The following is a 17436-nucleotide window of genomic DNA, read 5'->3' as shown; positions in this document are numbered from 1 at the left end:
TTTGTTTGAGATAAGTTAATTTCAATATTTGTCGCTACTTTGTGTGCTTGTTGCATGCATCGTTGCGACAGGTAGAATCATATCAATACAATAAATATAAATACAATTTTGATTTGTAATGTCGACCATTCACAAATCGTATATCTTGTCATAGTCAAGAAATAATTTATATTTCCCCCTGAGAAAATAAGATTTTTGTCGTTGAAATGCGACGTTAAATTATGATTTAAATCATTTAACTTATTTGTTCTATCACTTTTTCATAACTTGAACTAAAACGCTGACGTGGTGCAAAGCCTGTTTAGTGCATTTTTTTTACTGATTTGCTTAGCTATAAAGTCTTGGCCTTCATGTCGAGCACACATTGTGGGCATGCCTTGCATCTCAAAATGAATTGCAAATTCAGCTTGATAACATGATCTGGTTATTTTTAGCGTACTAAGTCGAAGTCCGGGCTTAGTGACTTAGCTTAGTGACTTGGCTTTGATACCAATTTGTATGGGTATTTGAATTTTGGGACAAAAGTTCTGATGCTGACAGATCTCAGGCTATCGCCGCCTTATCTAAATATCTCCCAAAAATAACGCGCGCGCAGACCTTGTTCAGTGTGGATAGTTCCAGTTTTGACGATAAATAAATTTGCTTATTTTTAGGACCTGTAGCTGAACTTCCAACACAAATGCGCCTCCAATCGCAAGCTTTGCTCATCCATAAGCAGAGTGCTGTTTAAAAAAAATCAAAAATAAATTATCAAAGTGCCTGCGGGTGTTTTGGTGATGGGGTAGACATGAATTCAACTGATATGACACAGCCGGTGACCGCTTCCGGGTGGCGCAAATTCGTATTATTGCAAGCCGGTGAAGGGCGTGCTTTGTTATGGGCTGCTGCTTACTTTTTCTTTTTGTTATTAAGTTTTTATTTTTTGCGCCCGGTACGCGAAGCAATGGGTATTGCCAAGGGGGTTGATAAATTGCCTTGGTTAATGACCGCGACTATGCTTGCTATGTTCTTGGCCAATCCCATTTATGCAATGCTAGTGTCTAAACTAGCGCGTCGTCGTTTCATCCCTATTGTCAGTCATTTTTTTGCCGCAAATCTTCTGCTATTCGTTGTCCTGTTCAATCTCTTGCCGGAACACGGCGGTGCCGTGCTTGGCTATGTATTTTATGTCTGGCTCAGTGTCTTCAATTTGTTCGTGGTGTCCATTTTCTGGAGCCTGATGACGGATGTATTTAGTGAGGATCAAGGTAAGCGTCTGTTTGGCATGATCTCTATGGGCGGCAGCTTAGGGGCGATTATTGGCGCCGCCACGACCGAAGCACTAAGTCGCGGAAGTTGGGGAATCAAGCTGGAGCCAGTTGGGCTGATGGTATTGGCCTGCATAGGTTTGGAGTTGGCCGTGTTTTGCATGTTGCGACTGGCCAAGCATTTTAATTTGAGTAATCGTAAGCAAGAAGTTAGAGAGCCGGGGCCAGATTACAAGCAGGGTTTGCGTTCTATTTTGTCGTCGACTTATTTGCAAATGATCTGTGCATACATCTTGCTGTATGCAGTGACTTCGACTTTTTTGTACCTGATGCAAGCAGATATTGTTGCCAAGAGTTTTGTCGATAATGCGGAGCGCACGGCGGCTTTTGCTCGTATGGATTTGTGGGGCAACGTCATTACTTTGAGCTTGCAGTTATTTGTGACCAGTCGTTTGCTGCGCGGCATAGGTGTATCGGGTGTCTTGCTGATTTTACCTTTGACTACGATGCTCGGTTTTGGTGCCTTGGTCATTTGGCCAGGCTTTGTGGCTCTGGCAATTGTACAAGTACTGCGGCGTGGCTTGCACTATGCCGTGGATAGACCAGCGCGCGAGATCTTATATATTCATCTTGGTCCTGACGAACGTTACAAATCAAAAGCGTTTATTGATACTTTTGTGTATCGCGGCGGCGATATGCTGGGTGTATGGTTGCCAAGTTTGTTGGCATGGCTGGCTGTGCCTATGTCGGTAGCCGCTTTATCGACTTCCTCAGTGTGGTTGTTTGTTGGTGGTGCTATCGGGCGCCGTTTAAAGAAATGAGCGGGTCTGTGCTCGGGTAATTTTTTATATAAGGAGCGAATCATGTCAAATTCACGTCGTCAATTTATGCAGTTAAGTGCTGCTGCGGGTCTCACAAGTGCGGTTGGTATGTCGGGGATAGCAAGTGCCGCCAATACGTTTAGCGCACCTGTCTATTCCGCCGAGCCAGCAAGCGCACCGAAACGTATTTTGGTCTTGGGCGGTACCGGTTTTCTTGGCCCCGCCATTGTTGCTGCAGCGACTGCGCGCGGCCATACCCTGACCCTATTCAACCGTGGTAAAACGCGTCCTGGCTTATTCCCGAATATCGAAAAACGCCAAGGTGATCGTGATCCGAATAAAGGTGAAGGTATCAAGTCGCTAGAGACAGGTGAATGGGATGCGGTCATCGATGACTCTGGTTATTATCCGCGTATGGTCGGCGCTTCAGCACAATTGCTGGCGCCTCGCGTAAAGCAGTACATCTATATTTCTAGTATCAGCTGCTATAAAGAACCCGTGCCCATGCACGGTGATGAAGATACGCCGCTGGCAGTGTTGTCGAACCCGGCTGTGGAAGAAATGGGGAAGAATTTTGAAAATTATGGTGGTTTAAAAGCAGCCTGTGAACAAGCTGCAGAAAAAGCCTTGCCAGGTCGTACCACGATTGTTCGCCCTGGCTATATCGTAGGGCCTGATGATCCGACCGGACGCTTTACATACTGGCCAGTGCGTTTCGATAAAGGTGGTGAAATTGCCGTGCCTGGCGCACCGACGGAGCCATTTCAGATTATTGACGTGAGAGATCTCGCAGAGTGGTTAGTGTTGGTGGTTGAAAATCAAACGACAGGCAAGTTTAATGCGCTCGGCCCTGAAAAAACCATGCCATGGGGACGCGTCATCGAGGCGTGTAAAAAAGCGACTAATGCGAGTAGCAATGTCACCTGGATACCGAGTGAATTTATGGATAAACAAACTGATATTGAGTTTCCTATCTGGTCGCCTTACTACGGTAATTCAAAAGGCTTTCACACCTGGAGCAATGCCCGTGCGGTAAAAACTGGCATGCGTTTTCGTCCGGTTGAGCAAACTGTGACCGATACCTTAGCTTGGTATAAGACACAATTGGGCGCAGAAAATGGTCGCGTGAAAATGGCATTCACATCAGAGCAGGAAGCAAGTATTTTGAAGCGCTGGAAAGAGTCAAAAGCTAGTTAGTATCCTTGCGTAATTCCAATGCATAAATCAAGTACTTAAATCAAGTACTTAGATCAAGTGCGGTGCAATGGCGAAGCAACCGAAGAGGGCAAGACGGGTCAATTTCTTTGTATGGCTTTGTCTTGCGCCTCTTTACGCGATCACCACCTGTGTTTCAAATTTGCTACGTGAAATAGAAAAGAAACTGCGCACATTGCGAACATTCGATTGCGTCGCAAATAAGCGATGCGCCAGCGCATGATAGGCGGCCATATCCGCCACTTGTATGATTACCACAAAGTCCGGTCCCGGTGACACTCTATAACATTGCTGTACCGCGATTTCTTTCGCCACCAATTGCTCAAACGCGATTTGATGTTCCGTCGCCTGATGATCGAGCGTGATTTCAACAATCGCGGTCAAGCCTGCACCGACTTTTTCGGGCGACAAGATCGTCACTTGTTTAGCGATCACGCCTTCTTTTTTTAAACGGTTCACGCGGCGTAAGCAAGTTGGTGGCGAGGCATGTACCCGTTGAGCTAGTTCGTGATTGCTGAGCGATGCATCGACTTGCAAGGTTTGCAAGATGCGTTTATCAAGTTCATCTAAATTTGTCATAGGTGGATAGGTTTTTGTGACTTAAAATTTCAAAATAGTAGTTCCAATGAAATTTCTATGCATTGAATAATGGTGGTGATCCATTTAAGCATTTTTACATAAATTTTGAAAGGAAATTTCACGTCGACTCGATTAGCATGCTCAGTATTCAGCCTATCTTGGCTTTTTATCTTCAGCAGAGGTCTCTATGTGTGGCATCGTCGGCGCAGTAGCACAACGTAATATCACTCCTATCTTATTGGAAGGTCTCAAGCGCCTTGAATACCGAGGCTATGATTCATGCGGCGTGGCCTTGCATGTCGATGGCAAATTACAGCGTTCGCGCAGCACATCACGCGTGGCCGAGTTGCAAGCCCAAGTAGAGCAAACTGGTTTGGCAGGATTTACCGGCATCGCGCACACGCGCTGGGCGACTCACGGCGCGCCATCCTCGGCGAATGCGCATCCGCATTTCTCTCGCAATGGTGATAACGCGCGTATCGCCCTAGTCCACAACGGCATTATTGAAAACCACGAAGAGCTACGTGCCGAGCTAACTCAAGCGGGCTATGTATTCGAGAGTCAAACCGACACCGAAGTCATCGCCCACTTAGTCGATCATTTATATAGCGGCGATTTATTTGACACCGTACAACAAGCGGTCAAACGCTTAACTGGTGCCTATGCAATCGCCGTATTTTGCCGCGACGAACCACATCGCGTGGTCGGTGCACGTCAAGGTTCGCCATTAATCGTGGGTGTAGGTAAAGGCGAGAATTTCTTAGCCTCCGATGCAATGGCATTAGCAGGCACAACAGACCAAATTATTTATTTAGAAGAAGGCGATGTCGTCGATTTGCAATTGCAACGCGTGTGGATTGTCGATGTGAATGGCAAACAAGTCGAACGCGAAGTACGCACTGTGCACGCCCACACAGGTGCCGCAGAACTCGGCCCATATCGTCACTACATGCAAAAAGAAATCTTCGAACAAGCACGTGCATTAGGCGACACCTTAGAAGGCATCACCAACATCATGCCTGAGCTATTTGGCGACAAAGCCTACCGCGTATTCAAAGAGATCGACAATGTATTAATTCTCGCTTGCGGCACCAGTTACTACGCCGGCATGACGGCCAAATATTGGATAGAGTCGATCGCTAAAATTCCGGTCAATGTAGAAATCGCCAGTGAATATCGCTACCGCGACAGCGTGCCCAATCCTAAGAGTTTAGTCGTCACCATTTCACAGAGTGGTGAAACCGCAGACACACTAGCAGCACTCAAACACGCACGTGAACTCGGCATGCCGCACAGTCTGACGATTTGCAATGTTGCCACTAGCGCCATGGTGCGCGAATGCGAGCTGGCCTATATCACGCGTGCTGGTGTTGAAGTTGGCGTGGCGTCGACCAAAGCGTTCACTACCCAGCTAGCCGCCTTATTCTTGTTAGCACTCACACTCGCACAAAGCAAAGGTCGTTTGAGCGAAACACAAGAACAAGATCACATCAAAGCCCTGCGCCATTTACCGGTCGCGATCACCGCAGTGCTCGCACTAGAACCACAAATCATCGCCTGGGCAGACGAATTCGCCCGCAAAGAAAATGCTTTGTTCTTAGGCCGGGGTTTGCATTACCCCATTGCGCTCGAAGGCGCATTAAAACTCAAAGAGATTTCTTACATCCACGCAGAAGCGTATCCAGCAGGCGAACTCAAACACGGCCCACTAGCCTTAGTGACGAAAGACATGCCAGTAGTCACCGTCGCACCAAACGACACATTGATCGAAAAACTCAAATCGAATATGCAAGAAGTCCGCGCCCGTGGCGGTGAACTCTACGTCTTCGCCGACGCTGACTCTAGAATCACACCAAGCGAAGGTGTGCACGTGATCCGCCTACCCGAACACTACGGCATGCTGTCCCCGATTTTGCATACCGTGCCTTTGCAGTTGTTGGCGTATCACACGGCGTTGGCGCGTGGGACGGATGTGGATAAGCCTAGGAATTTGGCTAAGAGTGTGACGGTGGAATAGCAGTGTCATGCATGAGTTGGATTATGTGCCAACAGCAATTAGTTTCAGATATAGATGACGTATTAATTTTGGATAATTGACTACTATTGATTTCCTCCGCGAAAAAATTGATCCAACTTAGGAAGAAAACTCTCCCAAGTTGGATCGCTTTATTTTTCCGGTGTTTGTTCAAATATCTCTCACAAATTTTCAACTCCATCGGCCAGATGCGGACATCCAAGATTTGCTTTTGGATGTTCGAGCAACAGCAGACCATTCCACTCTAATCTTAGCGAGCTATCTCCGCTTCTTGGTTCAGTCTAAATTTTTCTCAACCAAAAATTTCGATACTTGATCGGCGATCTGGATATTGTTTAAATCGGACATCATGAAGTGCGTGTTGCCCCGTATACCTATCTTTGGCAGATGAACCAGTTGGGCGTCGCCGCCGTGTTTGTTGATGGCGTCTACCCAGATTCTTGCCATGGCGAGGCGTACCCGCCAGTTGTCTTGCCCACGTTCCGTGGTCGGTTCCACCGGAAAGTTGTCACCGTAATAGATGACAATCGGAATTCTGGTGAGCTTTTTGAAATCTTCTAGAGACACCTTCTCTGGCTTCAATATTCCTGCTGCGCTTGGCATTTCTTTCGGCAGCTCGTGCTCGGGAAAGATGAAGCCACTCCCCGGTTCGAACGCAACGATACCTCTGACGTTCTTGGTTTTGATCGCCGTCAACCAACCCGGCCCGCCCGCTTGCGAATGTGAGAACAAGATGCCGGGTCCGGTCTTTTCGAATAGCGCCGCCATTGCGTCCGAGATCACGTCAACATCGAATGGCCCTGTATTTGGTGTGACTGAGCGGAAGAACTGGTTTAGCGTCTCAGGCTTGTTGTCGAACTGCACGTGATCGAAATAATTCGGCCACTTGCCGATTCGAAACTGATCGAAAAATAGTTGATCAAGTGGTGTTGGCTCAATGCTTGTCCCTACGGTGCTGTTGCCAGCCCGTCCGCGGCGTGGCTGATCGACGAGATAGACAGAGTAACCTCTACGCAGGAAGATCGTTTGAAAACCTTCGCGGCCATCTGATGTGGTTTCCCAGCTACGCGCCGACTGGAATGCGCCATGCAACATAACGATGGGTAAAGGTCGAGGACGCTGCGGGACTTGGTAGAAGGCGTAGAGATGATCACCGTGGAAGGTCTGACCTTGAGCGGTCGGGTTGTTATTGTTGTACGTGCCAGCAATGCTCGCCACTTTACCTCCTACGGCGAAGCTACCTTGTTGCTGAAGAACTAGGGGCTCAGTAGAATTACCTGAGCCTGCGGAAAGAGTAGTACAGGCGTTAAGCGCGATAAGCATCATTAGCGCCGGTATCGTGTTCGCAAATCTCATGGTCAACCTCCCAATGTGTAATTAACTGCTTGAATTAGTGCCGCACGCGCACGTTTGGACGTTGGTTCATCAAGGTGTTTTGCCAAAATCTCGACCACCTCGTTTAATTGCCGTGCCGTCAGACCCACTCGCATGCTAGCCCGCATGTGAGAACGCAACTGTGCCTCGACGCCCGGTGTGGCTGCTAGCGCACCGACGGTCGCCAATTCTCGGCTCTGCCAATCGAGGTTATCGCGCTCAAAAATGTCACCGAACAAATGGGTTTGCAGAAGCTGGTTAATGATGGGGGCAAAATCCATCACAGGACCCACCACCGGACTACCAGAGATGCGAGTTTGGTTGGCCTTGCCGACTGCAATCAGCTCATCACCAGTAGGTATTGGGCGACTAGGTTCGCGCCCGATTTCATCCTGAATACCTCGCTGTTTGCGTGCTTCCACGACTTTTAACAACTCACCGAGCGCATTAAGGCTTTTAGGAAATCCGACATAGGCATAAAGTTGCACCAGGACTTCCTTTATCTCGCTGATGCTCAGGCCTGCGTCAAGTCCCTGAGTCAAGGCGGCGTTGAGCTTAGTCATATCGCTCGTTGCCATGTAGGCAGCGATCAAAGGAATAGTTTGCTGTTTGACCGATAGTGTGTCAGAGACACGCTGTGTCGTCGACGCTTGCTTGGTGAGCGCCACCTCAGCAGCGTGACTGGGTGCAAGCGTCATCCCTATGGTCAGGGCGCACACAAAGTTTAGCGCCGTGATCTTGCGATTTATTTGGGCTTGCATAACATTCATCGGCTCTCCGTTCTATTAGATATTCATGTTGGCGGCGTACCCATTTGCAAAGACCTCCCTACATTGTGCCCTTGAATGGCAAATGAGGGCGGAATTACAGTTAGGTTTACCTTGCCTTACTTGTCTTTGGTTCTACTTTGAATGAAAGGGTTCGGGCAAAGAAGACGCTTAGCCTACCAAGCGCGGAATCTACATATTGGGGAATCCAGTAGGTTTCGATATGCGTCGCCCCGTCAATCTTAAATAGTTCTTTATCCTGACTCCCCGTGGCCTTAGAAAACGCTTCTTCGGTCATGTAAAGGCTATCGGCTTTGCTGCCTGCAATCATCAGTAGCGGCTGGTTGATTAGATTGATCTGGTCGGTCGCGTCCCAGCGCATCAAGTCCAGCAAACTGCTCGCGGTGTATTTAAAGGTCGAGTTAGGATGCGTATGTGTCCTCCAATAATATTCATACCCTTGTCGATACAAATCAAAAGCTAATTTCGCGATCTGTTCATCTGTTAGCTTAGAGTCCCCCGAATAGCGTACTGCTGCGCCAGCCACCTCTTGAACACGGGCCTGAGAAGCAAGTTGCATCCTTTGCTGAATTGAGTCGAGTAGCGAATCTTGGAAGCCATTACGACGGACCCGTCCAGAGTTGAACATGCTCAGTGTCGCAATCGATTTGAAGCGCTTATCGCTTTTCGCAGCAGACAATGCGTATCCGCCGCCGCCACAGATACCGAGTAGTCCTAGATTCGCTGTATCCACGCCGGGATAACCGGCGATAAAATCCGCCATGCCGTGAATATCCTCGATACGGTGCGCGGGTTTATCCACATTGCGTGGCTCTCCGCCGCTCCCGCCCTGATATGCAGCATCTGCCGTGATCGTGATATAGCCAAGCTCCGCAAGTCGCTGGGCATATAACCCAGCAACTTGCTCCTTCACCCCGCCATTCGGATGTGCCACAGCGATCACAGGATATTTTTTCTGCGGATCATAATTTGCTGGCGTATAAACGTTCGCGCTAATATTTATGCCATTAAGCTTGTACCTAACCGAGTGTATATTGACTTTTCCAGGCTCATTCTTCGTGATGGCGCCGTCGTATACAAGCATAAATGGATTTTTCTTGTAGTCTGCAGCGACAGCGGACGTGGTCATCACAAGCACTCCAAGCATCGCCAAAGACAAAGCAAATGTGAATGCGCCAAACCAAGCACATTGGTTTTTGTTGAAACCTTTATTTCTCATTTGAGCACCTTTGCTATCTTGATAATTTGCTAGGCAGTCGAAGGACTATTCCGGCTTAGCGGTGTATTGCGCATCGCTGACCTTTTCCATCCAAGTGACCGTCTTGCCGTTCAGCGATTCCACGATGGCAATGTGTGACATCGCCGTGCTTGGCGAGGCGCCGTGCCAATGTTTGACTCCGGGCGGGATCCATACGATATCGCCGGGTCTGATTTCCTGAATCGGTCCACCCCAGTGCTGAACCAGTCCAGTGCCGGTTGTAACAATCAGTGTCTGACCGAGAGGATGTGTATGCCAAGCTGTCCTAGCGCTGGGATCAAATGACACCGTCGCACCTCCAATACGGGCTGGATCGGTTCCCTGAAATCGTGAATCGACTCGTACCTTGCCCGTAAAGTGTTCTGCTGGGCCGATAGTGGATGCTTGCGTGCCGGCGCGCATAACTTTGATGCGTATCACGTCTTCGGCGAAAGATAGTGATGCAATTGATATGAAGGCAATGAGTGCGGCGGTAGGTAATTTCATTTTGGCCTCTTTCTGTTAAACGAGATTGCGTCAAATCTCAGGTGCCGAGGTGTCGTTCGCTCATCCATTTGACGATCGCGGGGTCGCGATGCGAGAAAAAGCTGCTATGACCTGTTTCTAGTTGGGCAATTAGGGCTTGGTCATCGCTATCGAGCGCGAAATCAAAGACGTCCATGTTTTCCCACATGCGCTCACGCTTTACTGATTTGGCCAACACCACGATCTCGCGTTGAATCAGCCAGCGCAGCACGACTTGTCCTACAGACTTGCCATACTTTGCACCGATGGACGTAAGTACTTCGTTTTGGAAGAGGTTATTCCGGCCCTCAGCAAAGGGAGCCCAAGCTTGTGCTTGCACGCTGTTGTTATGCATGAAGGACGCGCTCTCGACTTGTTGGTGGAATGGATTGATTTCGATTTGATTGACCGCAGGCTTTATCTCATTGAACGCGATGATGTCCATCAATCGGTCTGAGTGGAAATTACTCACGCCGATCGCGCGGAGTTTGCCTTCCCGATGCGCTTCTTCCATTGCGCGCCATGATCCATGGACATCGCCAAACGGTTGATGAATCAAGTACAGATCCAGATATTCCAGCTGCAACCGAGACAGTGACTTATCGATGGCTTGTTTGGTGCGGTGATAGCCAGTGTCTTCCACCCATAGCTTGCTCGTGACAAAAAGACTGTCGCGGTCAATGCCACAGTTCCTAATACCTTGGCCCACGGCGTCTTCATTAAGGTAAGAAGCGGCCGTATCGATTAAGCGATAACCAGTCTCGATGGCGTCAATAACACAGCGTTCGCATTCCTTTGCGTCTTGGATTTGGAACACCCCAAATCCAAGAATTGGCATTTTGTTTCCGTTATTTAAAGTGACATGTTTCATTTTCGATTCCTCTCTATATAAGCTTGGCTCTTGGGCACGTATCTCGTCATATGGCAAATTAGGATTTTGCGGAAGCTTCCACGTCGGAGAAGGCTTGCACTGCATCTGGATCTCAGTTTTCGTTTCTGCATGGAATAACCTTTTATTCCAAGACATTCCATTTCGAAACTTTATTGAATCGGTTTGACAAGCTTAGTGATAGATACTTTAACCAATAAGCAGTCATTTGATTAGACGATATAATTTGCATGAACTTATAAGGAATACTTATTAATGGCACGTGAAAACTTAAACGATTTGCTGGCGTTCATCGCCGTGGCTAGGGAAGGCAGCTTTACCAAAGCCGCAGCTCAGCTTGGCATATCCCAATCAGCATTAAGTCAGACAGTTAGGGAACTGGAAGCCAAGCTGGGCATACGTTTGTTAACGCGTACGACCCGGAAAGTCGTGCCCACAGAAGCGGGTGAGCGTTTAGTGCGGACGGTTGCACCTAGGGTTGAAGAGATAAAGTTCGAACTTGCGTCATTGAGTGAATTGCGGGACAGACCTGCCGGCACTATTCGCATTACGGCATCAGAACATGCTACCAACTGGGTTCTCCTACCCAAACTAGCGAAGCTACTACCAGATTATCCAGACATTAAGATAGAAATTAATTCGGAAAACCGACTGGTCGATATCGTTGAACAACGGTATGACGCTGGAATACGCTTAGGTGAGCAGGTAGCCAAGGACATGATTGCTGTTCGCATTGGGCCGGACGTGCGCATGGCACTGGTCGGGTCACCTGTGTATTTCGAGAGGTATCCTCCACCCAAAACGCCACAGGATTTAAAGGAACACTTGTGTATCAATCTGCGCTTGCCCACACTCGGCGGGTTGTACGCTTGGGAGTTTAAGAAAGGTTCACGAGAACTGAACGTGCGTGTCGATGGCCAACTGACCGTCAATGGCGCATCGCAATTGCTCAATGCTGCGGTGTCTGGAATGGGGCTGGCGTATATGCTGGAGGATTTGGTGCGGGAGCCAATCGACAAAGGGCTACTCAAGCCCGTGCTAGAAGATTGGTGGCCGACTTTTTCAGGGTATCACTTGTATTACCCAAGTCGCCGCCAGTCATCACCCGCATTTTCATTATTGGTCGACGCACTGCGATATGGTAGTTAATGAAATCGTTTTGATTCCAAAGATCGTCAATGTCCGTCCTTGATTCGCTTTTATCCCTCGCAGAGGGAGATATCGGCGAATGTAAGACATTCTTTGAGATTGGTTCTTCTACATCAGTTTTATACTGGCTCGTCCTAAAACCTGTAGCCGAATGTGTGCAGTCGCTACGAATTGGAAGTAAGCATATAGCGCGGCGGAGTCTCCCGAGGTGAGTACTAGCAGTAACCTTAAATCGCGAATACCCAAGGATTTTGACGGTAGATTAACGGCAACGAAAATAGTGTTGACAATCTAGATTGCGCTCTGCCGCCACATGCAAATTTCTCAGGCTGTGGACCTTGATGAATTAATGAATAGCAACTGACGGAATAATAAATTAAATCAAATACATGAAATCTAGTGCCGGAATGATGATGAATGTGTTGATTTGAACGCTTCGGCATTCTTGGTTGACGACTTTAGTTGAATGGAAAATCAAATGTAAGGAAGAATGTGAGTGTTTGACTTCGACTTTGGATTCGGTTCTGCTCGCCAAATTTCTGCATCATTGTTTGCTTTGAAATGAATCTCTTTCATGTCAGTGTATTGCATGAAATTTACTATAGCGACTGCAAACTTTTTTGGCGGCGTTTGATGGATATGTATAGAAAACTGAAATCTCTATATCTATTTGAGTCGTCATGTATAAATTTTTCAGATTTTTATACATTTCTTCGCTTGCAGAGTTTGATCTACTAACTTCTAATGTCAACGCTACTTCAGATCGCATACTCCAAAACTACACTGAAAAATAAATCCTTTAATGCATCGTCACCGTTCTATAAATATCAATATTCTGCGGCGGCGATTGATGATAGTAAACGCCAGCCTTACTCACATTGAAATGATAGCTGTCTGTGGTTACGATGACTTTTGGTGATTGATGGGCTTTCTTTTGCAAGAGTTGTAAACGATGATTGGCGCGGTGTTGCCAGTACCAAGCGTCGCCATGTTTTTGGATGTTGAAGACGCGTCCTGATAGCCAGTCGATTTTTTGCGTATCAAGTTCCAACACTTTTTTGGGTGTATTTCCTGCATAGAGATCGCCTATTTGGTCGATCCAAAGTGTGTCGTCATCTTGCTCAGAAAATTTCACATACTGCCATTCGTCTTTTTCTACCGAAGTGGTGTCTGTGTCGAGATGGTAGTAGTTGATTTGCCACTTACCATTGACGTTGATGCTAAAGGCGATGGTTTGATTGTCTTTGAATGAAACTGCGCGCATTTCTCTTTGCGGTAATTTCGCTTTAGACCACTGCCCTGAGATGGCGTCGATGAGATGAATTTCATTCAGACTTAGAGCCAGCAATTGCTTGCCATCGGGTCGCCATTGCAGGTCAATGTAGTGTCTGCCGTCGTTAAATTGACTGAGTCTTTTTGCGGCATTGTTTGCGCTATTGGATGCGATACTGGATACGGTCTGCTGCAGCCAAATTTCCTCGCCGCCAGTGGCTAAGCTAATGAACGCCAGGGTTTGATTTTTTTCTGAAAAAGTCGCAAGTCTGTCATCGACTGAGTTCGTTACCAGCTCTTCTGAGTTTTGTGTATCAAAGCGAAATTGGAGAATGTTTTGATTCGATTCGCCAGCAGGAAAGAGGTAGTCCTTGCCGTTGCTATGTCGTGTTGGCGCTCTTAAATTTAAACTTCCAGAATAAATCGGGTAGGCATTCTTGCCGACTAAATCGTAACTGAGTAATTGATTTGCCGGATGTTCGCCCATCAAAATCACGCGATCGCCTTGCTGACTCCAAATGCCACAGCAAATATAGGCATCGAGTTTGAACAGTAGCTTGAGTTCGTCGCTATCTAAATTGAGTTCATAAAAACCTTCCCATTGTTGTTTGTCGGGAGAGGAGATCAATAGCTTATTTTGTGTTGGATGAAGGTCAAACTGACTATTGCCAGCGATGACTAATTCAGGCTGGGGAAGTCGGCGTTTGTTTCCAGTTTGTCGATTGAATTCAAATAAAGAGTAAGGCGCATTGCGCCCCTCCGCTTCGGCGTAAATCAGTTTATTCACATCGTGAGTGAATTCTATTTTTCCATAGCTGCCAACCGGGCAGTTGTGAATCAGTTGCGGTTCGGAAAACGATGGTCCTTGAACAGTTCGGATGAAGTATTGGCAGGATTCGGGTGTGGTGACCAAATAGACGATCTGCGTGCCGTCATCACTCCAATCGGCGGGGCCAATCGAGGTCGTTTTTGCTTCGCCATGGTCAATGATAAAGACGCTTTCGTCAGCAAGTCTTTTTACCTTGAGTATCATTTTGTTATCGCGCACTTCGACATAACTTAACAGCGCGCCGTCAGGTGACAGACTAGGGAATACATCGGCACCAGCGTCACGCGTGAGTGCCAGCGATTTGGTGCTCGTGGTGGGCGCAGCTGTTTGCTTCATTGAGATAAATTGAACCAAACCAATGAAGCTCGCAATCACTAACATGGCAGCGGCTGCCCACTCAAATTTGCGGGATGACTTTCGTGAACTTTCTACTGTGGCGGATTGCTTTGAATGCTCGTTTTTATCCATGCTCGCGGTATCCATTTGATCCGCTTCTGGCTGGCCAACTTCTGTGATGTCTGCGAAGGGCTTGTGGGTCTCAATAGCGCGAACTTGCGCGATGAACTTATAGCCTTTCTTTGGAAAAGTCGCGATGAAGCGCGGGCTTTTGGCATCGTCGTCAAAATATTTTCTGAGCTTGGTGACGACTTTATTCACCGCGCTATCGGTCACTAGCCGACCAAGCCAAACCGAGTTGATCAGCTCATCTCGGCTGACGATGCTATCTGGATGTTGGCAGAGATAACTTAACAACTCGACTGCCATCGGTTCAAGCTGCTGTACCTGCTCGTTGCTGCTCAAGGTTTGTTGTTGATCGCAAAAAAGGAATTGTTCGATTTGCCAGCGCATGAATTTTTGGGTGTAGAGATGTTCTTAGTTAGAAAAATATCACGTTCAGCATGCTTTGTGCGCCTGCTTCATATGAGGAATTCGCGAAAAACCGCCCAAGTCATCAAAAGTCATGAAAAGTAATGTTGGCGTCACGACATTTTTGTGGTGCTTTTTTATGATCGTTCACTTCAACCAACATGGAGTAAACATATGAGACAACTAAAGCCATCCACGATCATGGCATTCATCGTGCTGATTATGCAAGTCATGATCGTTGGACAAGCCTGGTCTAGTGAAACCTATCCAAAGCCCGCTAGCCTAGCTGACGCAAAAATGGAGCAAAGAGCGGATGCCTACTATTTATTGCAGTCAGATCATTTTCGACATGAACTGAATGATTTGGTAAAGCAATCGAAGCTAGGTACTGATGATGCGAGTAGGGATGACGACAAAATCGCCATCGCTTCTTTCTTAGGCGATTTTCAACAGACGCATGAGCTCATCGCCAAACAAAAAAATCCCTTAGGCTATTTTCATTACTCAAGCGATGCATGGCTTAGGCAAGCCTCGCCTAAGCCTGATCAGATTGATGCGCAAGCACTCTTGATTTTGATGACGACAAAACTGGGTGCTTTTTCAAACGAAGACTTATACAAAGTGAGCTATTGCTTAGGCTGGTCATTAGAAATGGGGCAGGACTTTATGTTGGGCCTGTTTAAACAGCTTCAGTCTGGTGCGACAATTGAGAAGAAGGACATTGTCAAGCTCGTGACCAACTATCAGCTCTACAAGGTTTATGAGCGTATTTTAGCGATAGGAAATCAAGTCTTGTCGGCTGAAAATGAGAAGCGCTATGTGATTGAACCGAATGTGCTGATCAAGACAAAATCGGGCGTGAGTTTATCGGCAGTGGTAGTGAGGCCAAGGCAAAACGCTGGTAAGCGTCCTGCCGCTTTTCAGTTTTCTATTTACGCCGATGAAGCTTGGCACATCAAGACAGCGATCCATGCAGCAGCGCACGGTTACGTCGGTGTGATTGCCAATACGCGCGGAAAGCGACTCAGCCCAGATGACATCATTCCATGGGAAAAAGACGGCGAAGATGCGACGCAAGTTATAGATTGGATTACACAACAAGCCTGGAGCGATGGTCGCGTGGCGATGTATGGCGGTAGTTATTTAGGATTCACGCAGTGGGCCGCTGCCAAACACATGCACCCCGCATTAAAAACCATTGTACCTTACGCAGCCGCGAATCCTTTGACGGGTCTGCCCATCGAGAACAATATTTTTATCACTCCCAATTATCAATGGGCGTTTCATGTGACAAACAACAAAACCATGGATCATTCTGTCTATGCCGATAGGAAGTATTGGGATGATGTGTTTGTGACTTTGTATAAGAGCGGGCGCGCTTTTCGAGATATCGACAAAATTGAAGGCAAGCCTAATCCGTGGTTTCAGAAGTGGCTTAATCATCCTGACTATGACGACTATTACCAACAAATGCTGCCCTACAAAAATGACTATAAGAAGATTGGCATCCCTGTGTTATCGATCACTGGCTACTTCGATGGTGGGCAAATTTCAGCCATCGATTTTTTGAAGCAGCACTACCAATTCCATCCACAAGCGAATCACACTTTATTGATCGGCCCGTATAACCACGGCACGGCGCAAGGTGTGCCGTATTCTCATCATAGTAATTACCAACTCGATCCTGTCGCCTTAGAAAAAGACACCGAAGAAATCACTTTTCAATGGTTTGACTATGTGCTCCACAACAAGCCGCGTCCTTCACTGCTAAAAGACAAAGTGAATTATCAACTGATGGGCAGTAACACTTGGCAGCACCATCCATCATTACAGAAATTAAACCAAGAGGCGCAGCACTTTTATCTGAATACGACCCAAGATAAGGATGGCCACTATCAACTGTCGAAAAGCAAGCCGCATACGCTCGGTTTTGTCTCGCAAACAGTGGATTTGGCCGATCGAAACACGAACAATAATGAAGCTGGTATGTGGCCACTGATTCATAAGCAGCTGCCAAAAAGTAATGGGCTCGTGTTTATCACCGAGCCATTGACGGAAGCAATGCAACTAGCGGGAAGCATCACCGGCTACTTTTCAATAGCCATTAACAAACGCGACGTGGACATTGGCTACAATTTTTATGCAATATCGCCTGAAGGAGAAGTCGTTTTTCTCAATTACTATATTAGTCGCGCCAGCTACGCCCACGATATGTCGGTACGCAAGCTACTGACACCAGGAAAGAAAACGCAAGTGCCGATTGTGAATGCGCGAATGACCGCAAAACTACTCCCACCCGGCAGTCGACTGGTCATGGTGCTGGACGTGAACAAGAACCCAAACGCGCAAGTCAATATGGGAACAGGAAAAGACGTCAGCGATGAGACAAGCGAGGATGGTAAAGAGCCTTTAGAGATCAAATGGTTTTCGGATAGTCAGCTTGTCATTCCGCTTAAGCCTTGGCGCTAAAGTATCGAGGAAGTTTTGGGTTTGCTATCAAGGCTATCTATAGAATCTGCTGATGTGCATATATGAATTCGAAGCGTTCGTCATGTTTTTGAGAGGCAACGAGCTTGTGATGAAAATCACTCTTAAAAGTAAAGTTGACA

12 protein-coding genes are annotated in these 17436 nt (G+C 47.3%); 5 read left to right on the top strand and 7 right to left on the bottom strand.

Annotated elements, in window-relative coordinates; all coding sequences use genetic code 11:
• Positions 1 to 787 precede the first annotated feature (787 nt).
• The gene (locus AC1RR2_RS12010) at positions 788 to 2068 is read left to right on the top strand and encodes an NTP/NDP exchange transporter (protein WP_493222496.1); all 1281 of its coding nucleotides are present in this window, start codon (positions 788 to 790) and stop codon (positions 2066 to 2068) included.
• A 42-nt stretch (positions 2069 to 2110) separates the two neighbouring features.
• The gene (locus AC1RR2_RS12005; RefSeq protein WP_493222495.1) at positions 2111 to 3265 is read left to right on the top strand and encodes an NAD-dependent epimerase/dehydratase family protein; all 1155 of its coding nucleotides are present in this window, start codon (positions 2111 to 2113) and stop codon (positions 3263 to 3265) included.
• Between the two features lie 132 nt (positions 3266 to 3397).
• Here AC1RR2_RS12005 and AC1RR2_RS12000 read toward each other — a convergent pair whose 3' ends face one another.
• Positions 3398 to 3862 (bottom strand): Lrp/AsnC family transcriptional regulator, encoded by a 465-nt coding sequence (locus AC1RR2_RS12000; RefSeq protein WP_493222494.1) that lies wholly within the window; start codon positions 3860 to 3862, stop codon positions 3398 to 3400.
• Between the two features lie 187 nt (positions 3863 to 4049).
• On the opposite strand from AC1RR2_RS12000, the gene glmS reads away from it, so the two are divergent.
• On the top strand, positions 4050 to 5879 hold the full coding sequence (glmS, locus tag AC1RR2_RS11995; RefSeq protein WP_493222493.1) for a glutamine--fructose-6-phosphate transaminase (isomerizing): 1830 nt from the start codon (positions 4050 to 4052) through the stop codon (positions 5877 to 5879).
• A gap of 294 nt (positions 5880 to 6173) precedes the next feature.
• Here the strand turns inward: glmS and AC1RR2_RS11990 are convergent, their stop codons facing one another.
• From AC1RR2_RS11990 to AC1RR2_RS11970, 5 genes are all read right to left on the bottom strand, one after another.
• A complete protein-coding gene (locus AC1RR2_RS11990; RefSeq protein ID WP_493222492.1) occupies positions 6174 to 7253 on the bottom strand; it encodes an alpha/beta hydrolase in 1080 nt (359 codons plus the stop codon).
• A gap of 2 nt (positions 7254 to 7255) precedes the next feature.
• Complete coding sequence (locus AC1RR2_RS11985; protein ID WP_493222491.1) at positions 7256 to 8041, bottom strand: carboxymuconolactone decarboxylase family protein; 786 nt, start codon at positions 8039 to 8041, stop codon at positions 7256 to 7258.
• A gap of 106 nt (positions 8042 to 8147) precedes the next feature.
• A complete protein-coding gene (locus tag AC1RR2_RS11980) occupies positions 8148 to 9188 on the bottom strand; it encodes an alpha/beta hydrolase (protein ID WP_493222537.1) in 1041 nt (346 codons plus the stop codon).
• Between the two features lie 135 nt (positions 9189 to 9323).
• The gene (locus AC1RR2_RS11975; RefSeq protein WP_493222490.1) at positions 9324 to 9803 is read right to left on the bottom strand and encodes a (R)-mandelonitrile lyase; all 480 of its coding nucleotides are present in this window, start codon (positions 9801 to 9803) and stop codon (positions 9324 to 9326) included.
• Between the two features lie 37 nt (positions 9804 to 9840).
• Positions 9841 to 10692, bottom strand: coding sequence for an aldo/keto reductase (locus AC1RR2_RS11970; RefSeq protein WP_493222489.1), 852 nt, complete (start codon positions 10690 to 10692; stop codon positions 9841 to 9843).
• A 273-nt stretch (positions 10693 to 10965) separates the two neighbouring features.
• On the opposite strand from AC1RR2_RS11970, the gene AC1RR2_RS11965 reads away from it, so the two are divergent.
• Positions 10966 to 11859 (top strand): LysR family transcriptional regulator, encoded by an 894-nt coding sequence (locus tag AC1RR2_RS11965; RefSeq protein WP_493222488.1) that lies wholly within the window; start codon positions 10966 to 10968, stop codon positions 11857 to 11859.
• A 799-nt stretch (positions 11860 to 12658) separates the two neighbouring features.
• Here the strand turns inward: AC1RR2_RS11965 and AC1RR2_RS11960 are convergent.
• The gene (locus tag AC1RR2_RS11960) at positions 12659 to 14809 is read right to left on the bottom strand and encodes a winged helix-turn-helix domain-containing protein (RefSeq protein ID WP_493222487.1); all 2151 of its coding nucleotides are present in this window, start codon (positions 14807 to 14809) and stop codon (positions 12659 to 12661) included.
• 192 nt (positions 14810 to 15001) lie between these two features.
• On the opposite strand from AC1RR2_RS11960, the gene AC1RR2_RS11955 reads away from it, so the two are divergent.
• The gene (locus AC1RR2_RS11955; protein WP_493222486.1) at positions 15002 to 17296 is read left to right on the top strand and encodes a CocE/NonD family hydrolase; all 2295 of its coding nucleotides are present in this window, start codon (positions 15002 to 15004) and stop codon (positions 17294 to 17296) included.
• The last annotated feature ends 140 nt before the right edge of the window (positions 17297 to 17436 follow it).

It is taken from the genome of Undibacterium sp. GW821-FHT11H02 (genome assembly GCF_058808015.1).
This window is presented reverse-complemented; position numbering and strand designations above follow the sequence as displayed.